6 protein-coding genes and 1 tRNA gene are annotated in these 6,775 nt (G+C 39.7%); 3 read left to right on the plus strand and 4 right to left on the minus strand.

Annotated elements, in window-relative coordinates; translation table 11 throughout:
* Positions 1-80: 80 nt before the first annotated feature.
* Positions 81-500, minus strand: a complete 420-nt coding sequence (locus SOS22_RS10065; protein ID WP_320597085.1) for a hypothetical protein — start codon at positions 498-500, stop codon at positions 81-83.
* Between the two features lie 104 nt (positions 501-604).
* On the opposite strand from SOS22_RS10065, the gene gltX reads away from it, so the two are divergent.
* Positions 605-2,068 (plus strand): glutamate--tRNA ligase, encoded by a 1,464-nt coding sequence (gene gltX, locus SOS22_RS10070; protein ID WP_320324618.1) that lies wholly within the window; start codon positions 605-607, stop codon positions 2,066-2,068.
* A gap of 61 nt (positions 2,069-2,129) precedes the next feature.
* Here gltX and SOS22_RS10075 read toward each other — a convergent pair whose 3' ends face one another.
* The 3 genes from SOS22_RS10075 to uraA all read right to left on the minus strand — a co-directional run bounded on the left by SOS22_RS10075 (position 2,130) and on the right by uraA (position 5,801).
* Positions 2,130-2,732 carry a flavin reductase gene (locus SOS22_RS10075; RefSeq protein ID WP_320324619.1) on the minus strand — a complete coding sequence of 201 codons (603 nt, stop codon included), beginning with the start codon at positions 2,730-2,732 and terminating at the stop codon, positions 2,130-2,132.
* Between the two features lie 67 nt (positions 2,733-2,799).
* On the minus strand, positions 2,800-4,467 hold the full coding sequence (locus tag SOS22_RS10080) for a glutamine--tRNA ligase/YqeY domain fusion protein (RefSeq protein WP_320597086.1): 1,668 nt from the start codon (positions 4,465-4,467) through the stop codon (positions 2,800-2,802).
* Positions 4,468-4,547: 80 nt separating this feature from the next.
* A complete protein-coding gene (uraA, locus tag SOS22_RS10085; protein ID WP_320324621.1) occupies positions 4,548-5,801 on the minus strand; it encodes a uracil permease in 1,254 nt (417 codons plus the stop codon).
* An 87-nt stretch (positions 5,802-5,888) separates the two neighbouring features.
* Between uraA and SOS22_RS10090 the strand changes: the two genes are divergently transcribed.
* Both SOS22_RS10090 and SOS22_RS10095 read left to right on the plus strand, forming a co-directional pair.
* Positions 5,889-5,965, plus strand: a tRNA-Arg gene (locus tag SOS22_RS10090).
* A gap of 14 nt (positions 5,966-5,979) precedes the next feature.
* Complete coding sequence (locus tag SOS22_RS10095; RefSeq protein ID WP_320597087.1) at positions 5,980-6,615, plus strand: HAD family phosphatase; 636 nt, start codon at positions 5,980-5,982, stop codon at positions 6,613-6,615.
* Positions 6,616-6,775 lie beyond the last annotated feature (160 nt).

Raw genomic sequence — 6,775 nt, forward strand, 5'->3', positions numbered from 1 at the left:
ATAAGAAAAAAAAGATGGATTTCCATCTTTTTATGCAACTTTTATGCAACTAGAGTAAAAAATAAGACATTTGTGCATTTTTATTTCATTTTATCTTGTATTTTTCCATACAATTGTTTTGTGGCTTTTTCACTATGATCATTGATCACAAAGATCCGTTTTTGGGTTTGAATGATGATAAACGGTTTTTGGTGCACATATACATAACACCGTACGCTCCCATACTTTTTGGTGTCAGCTTCTCCATTAAAATAATCCATTTGAAGCGGATCATCCATGGCTACTTGATCAACAAGATCCAGCTCTTGAATGGATGTATACGCAATCTTATCGGAAGACGCCGTTCCCTTGACGACAAACGTTTCTTTTTCAAAGCGAAATGAATTGGCTGTATGTTCCTTTACTTTTTGATCATGCGTATACGTAATGATAAAAAAGGCAATCACTAATAATGTCGACGCAAATCCTAAGATCAAGGACGCGGTTTTATTTGGTCTCATGGTTCCATTATATCTATCCATCCTGCCAATTTCCAGTTGTTCGGATGGATTGAAAGAATGCGCGTTCTAGAGTAGAATAGAAACATCGAGAGGATGAAATTGATATGAAAAAAACGCGTACACGATTTGCTCCCAGTCCAACGGGATATATGCATATTGGTAATTTACGAACAGCTTTATTCGAATATTTGATTGCCAAACATGACAATGGTGATTTTATTCTTCGAATTGAAGATACCGACCAGGTTCGACAAGTAGAAGGAGCAACCGAAATCATCTATGATACCCTGAAAAGCGTAGGCATGAATTGGGATGAAGGCCCCGATATCGGTGGCAATTATGGTCCTTATATTCAAAGTGAACGATTGCCTATGTATAAAGGCTATGCCGAAGAATTGATCCAATTAGGGAAAGCCCATTATTGTTTCTGCAGTGAAGAAGACATTGAGAAGCAACGACAAGAACAAGGTGAATCTTTTGTTTTTCATGATCCATGCAAGAACTTGACACCCGAAGAAATCCAAGCCAAATTAGATGCAGGTCAACCTTATGTCATTCGCCAAACCATCGATCATGTGGGTTCCCAAGATTTTGATGATGAAGTCTATGGCCATATTGAAGTCGATGGCGATTTATTGGATGAACAAGTATTGATCAAATCCGATGGATTCCCGACTTATAACTTTGCGAATGTCATTGATGATCACCAAATGGAAATCAGTCATGTCGTTCGTGGCAATGAATATTTATCATCTACTCCAAAATACAATCTTTTATATGATGCCTTTGGATGGGAACGTCCCATCTATGTCCATGTGCCACCCGTCATGAAAGATGAACATCATAAATTATCCAAACGAAATGGCGATGCTTCGTTCCAAGATCTAGTTGCCAAAGGCTATTTACCCGAAGCCATCATTAACTATATTGCCTTATTGGGATGGTCACCAGAAAATGATCAAGAAATTTTCTCTATGGATGAATTGATCCAAATATTTGATACACATCGTATTTCCAAGCGTCCAGCCATCTTTGATATTGATAAACTCACTTGGATGAATAGTGAATACATCAAAGCAATGCCAAAGGAAACCTTCTATCAAAAGGTAGAGCCGTATTTAAAGAAAGTCATCACCAAAGATTTGGATCTAGCTTATATTGCGGAATTGATCCAATCTCGAATTGATCGTTTTGATCAAGATGAAATCACCGAAATGATCGATTTCTTTGAAGCTTTGCCAGAAGATTATGATTTGGAGATGTATAAACATAAACGTCAGAAATCAACCAAAGAAAAATCCATTGTTTCCTTAAAAGCCGCTTATGATTTATTGAAAGATTTTGATCAATGGGATAGTGTCGATGCGATTGGTGAAGAAATGATGAAATTACCAACACAATTGGAGGTAAAAAATGGCGTTGTTTTATGGCCGATTCGTACCGCTCTTTCCGGTAAACGTGCCACTCCAGGAGGCGCCTTTGAGATTGCGTATGTCTTAGGAAAAGAAGAAAGCTTACGTCGTATCCAAGTGGGTATCGATCGATTGGAAAAGGATCTACAAAATTAAGCTTGCAGGAGCATCCGCTCCTGTTTTTTTTGAAAAAAGGAACTGGAATTTTTCCAGTTCCTTATAATGGTCGGAAATCCGATGCCGGATGCTTACAAACCGGACAAATAAAGTCGTCTGGCAATACTTCGCCTTCATAGATGTACCCACAAATCGTACAGATCCAGCCTTTGCGTTTTTTTGGTTCCGGTTTTGGTTTGATGTTCGAAAAATAATAGGCGTACGTAGCCGAAGGGGTATCGTCCCATACATCTCCATCTTCGATGGTGGCAATAAATAAAGTATGACTGCCCAGATCAATGGCTTGGATCACTTTTCCAGAAAGATATCCATTGGTTTGATCCGTATGAATGATCGCTATGCCATTTTCCGCACGAGAAATGGAAACTTCCGCAAATTTATCGACATCTCGTCCACTTTGGAAGCCAAAATGCGAAAACGTATCAAACTTCGCCTGCTCACTTAAGATGGATACATTAAATTGACCCGTCTTTAGGATCATATCATGGGTATAATTCGCTTTATTGACCGAAATCGAAATGGTGTTGGGTTCACTCGCCACTTGAACAGCCGTATTGATGATACAGCCATTATCTTTTTGACCATCACGAGCTGTCAATACAAACAAACCATAACTGAGCTTTTTCATTACATCGAGATTCATTGTTCTCCTCCTTTCCTCTTTTGTTACTTCTATTGTACCAAAAAAAAGCCAAATCTTTCGACTTGACTTATTTTTTTGGTAACTTAAAGGAACTCTTTAAAGAAACAATGCGATTAAAAACCAAAGCATCGTCTTTACTATCTTTTGGATCCAAATTATAGTAACCAGAACGAACAAATTGGAAACGATCCCCATTGGTGTAATTCTTGATGGTTTCTTCCACGTAACAAGGATGCAATACCGTCAATGAATTTGGATTTAAATTGACCGATCCATCTTCATTGTAGACACCTTTTTCTTCATCCACCAGGTTTTCATACAAACGAACCGTTGCGGGGATGGCATGTCCACAATCCACCCAATGAATCGTACCTTTGACTTTTCGTCCCGTAAATCCCGTACCCGATTTCGTTTCCGAATCATAGGTACCATGAATGATGGTCACCTTGCCATTTTCGTCTTTTTCAAAACTTGTACATTTCACGAAATAAGCATTCATCAAACGAACTTCATTACCAACAAAGAAACGACGATATTTCTTTGGGGGTTCTTCCATAAAATCGTCGCGTTCGATCCAAACTTCACGGGAGAATGGCACTTTTTTGTTACCTAATTCGGGATTTTCCATATTCAATGGAGCATCCAAATATTCAACTTGTCCTTCCGGATAGTTATCGATGACTAATTTGATCGGATCTAAAACAGCCATCAAGCGTGGTGCTTTGGGTTTCAGATCATCCCGTACAAAGTGTTCCAACATGGCATAATCCACACTGGAATTGCTCTTGGATACACCCGCTGCTTCCATAAAATTACGAATGGATTCCGGTGTGAAGCCACGACGACGTAAAGCAGCAATCGTAACTAGGCGTGGATCATCCCAACCATCCACGATGCCTTGGTCAACCAAACGTTTGATGTAGCGTTTTCCGGTAATGACATTGGTCAAATACATTTTCGCAAATTCGATTTGTTTCGGTGGATTTGGAAACTCAGCTTGGGTCACGACCCAATTGTATAGTGGTCGATGATCTTCAAATTCCAAGGTACAAATGGAATGCGTTACGCCTTCGATCGCATCTTCGATGGGATGGGCAAAATCATACATCGGATAAATACACCATTTATCTCCCGTATTGTGATGGGTCATACGGGCTACACGATAAAGAATAGGGTCTCGCATATTGATATTGGGACTGGCCATATCAATTTTGGCACGCAATGTTTTTGAACCATCTTCAAATTCGCCATTTTTCATTCGCTCAAATAAATCTAAGTTTTCTTCAATAGAACGATTGCGATACGGAGATTCTTTGCCAGGCTCTGTCAAAGTACCACGATAGGCATGAATTTGCTCGGCCGATAGATCATCGACATAAGCCACCCCTTTTTTGATGTATTTGATGGCAATTTCATACATTTGATCAAAATAGTTGGATGCGAAGCGTACGCCACCAACATATTTAGCGCCTAACCATTCCACATCTTTGACAATCGATTCTACAAATTCATTGTTTTCTTTCATAGGATTGGTATCATCAAAGCGTAAGTGGAAATCACCATGATATTCTTGGGCAAGGCCATAATTTAATAAAATCGATTTCGCATGGCCAATGTGTAAATAGCCATTGGGTTCTGGTGGAAATCGAGTAACCACTTTTGTATATGTTCCGTCAGCAAGATCTTCATCAATGATGCGTTCAATAAAGTTCTTGCTATTGGTTTCTTTTTCCATTTCTTCTCCTCCATAACTTTCTTTAGATATAGTCAATTTTACCATAAATAAAAAGAAAGTGCTTGATGAATCACAAGCACTTATCCTTCTGGATTTAATAGATGGAATTTATCAAAAACATAAAACAATAAACTCAAAAGCATCGCAACCACACATGCCAAGACCATACCAGTCAATTCAACCGTTCCAAAATGAATCGTGACACCCGATAAACCGGTCACAAAGACAACCGAGGTCAAGATCATATTGATACTTTTTGAGTAATCCACTTGATCATCAACAAGAATACGCAATCCGGATGTTCCAATCATACCATACAATAAGAAACTAATTCCACCAATGACCGGTCCCGGAATGGTTTGGATCAAGGCCGATAAAGGACCAATAAACGAACAAATGATCGATAAGACTGCCGCTCCACCAATGACTTGGACACTATATACGCCCGTAATGGCCATGACCCCAATGTTTTCGCCATAGGTTGTGGTAGGAACCGATCCAACCAATCCACTCAAGGCACTGGAAAAATTATCCGCAAACAAAGAGCGATGCAAGCCCGGATCTTTTAATAAATCACGACCAACGACTTCACTGGTTACAATTTGATGACCAATGTGCTCCGAAGTAATGACCAATAATACCGGTAAGATCATCAAGATCGCATGAATGTCGAATTTTGGTGCTTGAAAATGAGGCATCATGAAGAAGGATGCTTCTTGCACAGGACGTAGATCAACAATACCCACGCAAATGGCTGCGATGTAACCACAAACGATCGCAATCAAGATGGGAATCACACTAAAGAATTTACGGAAACAAACCGATCCAACGATTGCCACGCCTAAAGTCACCGCAAATACGATCACATTGGCCGGATCGACCACTTTATCCAACAAACCCGCATTAGAAGCTGCATTGCTGGATAATTCCAAGCCAATCAAAGCCACAACGGGTCCCATGGCTGCACTGGGTAAGACAATATCGATCCATTTGGTGCCTACTTTGTAGATGATAAAGGCAAGAATACACCCACAAATGCCGGTAACGACAAAGCCACCTTGGGCATAGGGAAACCCCCATTTCGCAATAACCAAGGAAGCCGGTCCTAAAAACGCAAAACTACTTCCTAAATAAGCCGGCGCTCTTCCTTTCGTGATCAAAATAAATAATAGGGTCCCAATTCCATTCATCAATAGCACAACGGCTGGATTGATTCCTAAGACAAAGGGAACCAATACGGAAGCACCAAACATCGCAAACATATGTTGCAGACTCAAGGGTGCTAATAAACGAAAAGGAACTTTTTCTTGTACTTGAATAATACGTTTCGCCATTTTTTCTCTCCTTCTGAACCTTCCATGTGTATTTATATCATATTTTTCCTCATGCATTCAATAAAGAGTGTGGTATAATAGCGATGTGCGCCCGTAGCTCAATAGGATAGAGTGTCAGATTCCGATTCTGAAGGTTGCGGGTTCAATTCCTGTCGGGCGCGCCATTTAAGGAGAGAATATGTCAACGATATTATTTGATTTAGATGATACCTTGATTCAATCCATGTATGTTTGGGAAGATGCCATTACGGCATTATTTGAAAAACTACATATTGATATAGACTTTGAACGCGCTAAAAAGACCTTTATGACCAAGCGTTTTAGTGAAGTTCTTGTTTATATCAAGAAATATTATTATCCCCATGCCACCATTGAACAAATGAATGATTTCTGTATGTCCTTTGTGATCAATCAATATCAACATCATGTTCCAGCAACCCAAGGTGCCGTTGAATTTGTACATGAACAAGCTAAAAAAGGAACAACCATGGCCGTTGTCACTTCCAATGATTATCATGTCACAAAATCGGTTTTACAACGATTGGATATGTATGATGCGATGCAAGCCATCTTCTCGGCTGAAGAATTGCATTTGACCAAACGCGAACCAGAAATCTACAACTATGCATTAAACAAGTTACATGCCACACCAAAAGATACCCTTGTCTTTGAGGATTCCATGTATGCGATTGAAACCGCTCGTTCATTGGGAATTCGTTGTATTGGCATTGAAAACGATTGGAATCGTCGTGATTTTATGAGAAATCATGTCGAAACGATCCATGACTTCACTGAACTACATTCGTTTCTGTAGCTCAGTTGGATAGAGCATTCGCCTCCTAAGGGCTAGGTGGAACAAACGCCTTTTGATATGATAACTAGATAAAATTGAATAGATTTTTAAGAATGTCCCAGTACCTCAGCAGGATAGAGGGTTCGCCTCCTAAGCGAAACGTCGCAGGTTCGACTCCTGT

The organism is Absicoccus sp., assembly GCF_034090965.1.
Classification (GTDB): Bacteria; Bacillota_I; Bacilli_A; order Erysipelotrichales; family Erysipelotrichaceae; genus Absicoccus; species Absicoccus intestinalis.

Excerpts from the sequence above, each read along its gene's own strand:
- SOS22_RS10065 (WP_320597085.1), bottom strand. The coding sequence starts at position 500 with ATGAGACCAAATAAAACCGCGTCCTTGATCTTAGGATTTGCGTCGACA.
- gltX (WP_320324618.1), top strand. The coding sequence starts at position 605 with ATGAAAAAAACGCGTACACGATTTGCTCCCAGTCCAACGGGATATATG.
- SOS22_RS10075 (WP_320324619.1), bottom strand. The coding sequence starts at position 2,732 with ATGAATCTCGATGTAATGAAAAAGCTCAGTTATGGTTTGTTTGTATTG.
- SOS22_RS10080 (WP_320597086.1), bottom strand. The coding sequence starts at position 4,467 with ATGGAAAAAGAAACCAATAGCAAGAACTTTATTGAACGCATCATTGAT.
- uraA (WP_320324621.1), bottom strand. The coding sequence starts at position 5,801 with ATGGCGAAACGTATTATTCAAGTACAAGAAAAAGTTCCTTTTCGTTTA.
- SOS22_RS10095 (WP_320597087.1), top strand. The coding sequence starts at position 5,980 with ATGTCAACGATATTATTTGATTTAGATGATACCTTGATTCAATCCATG.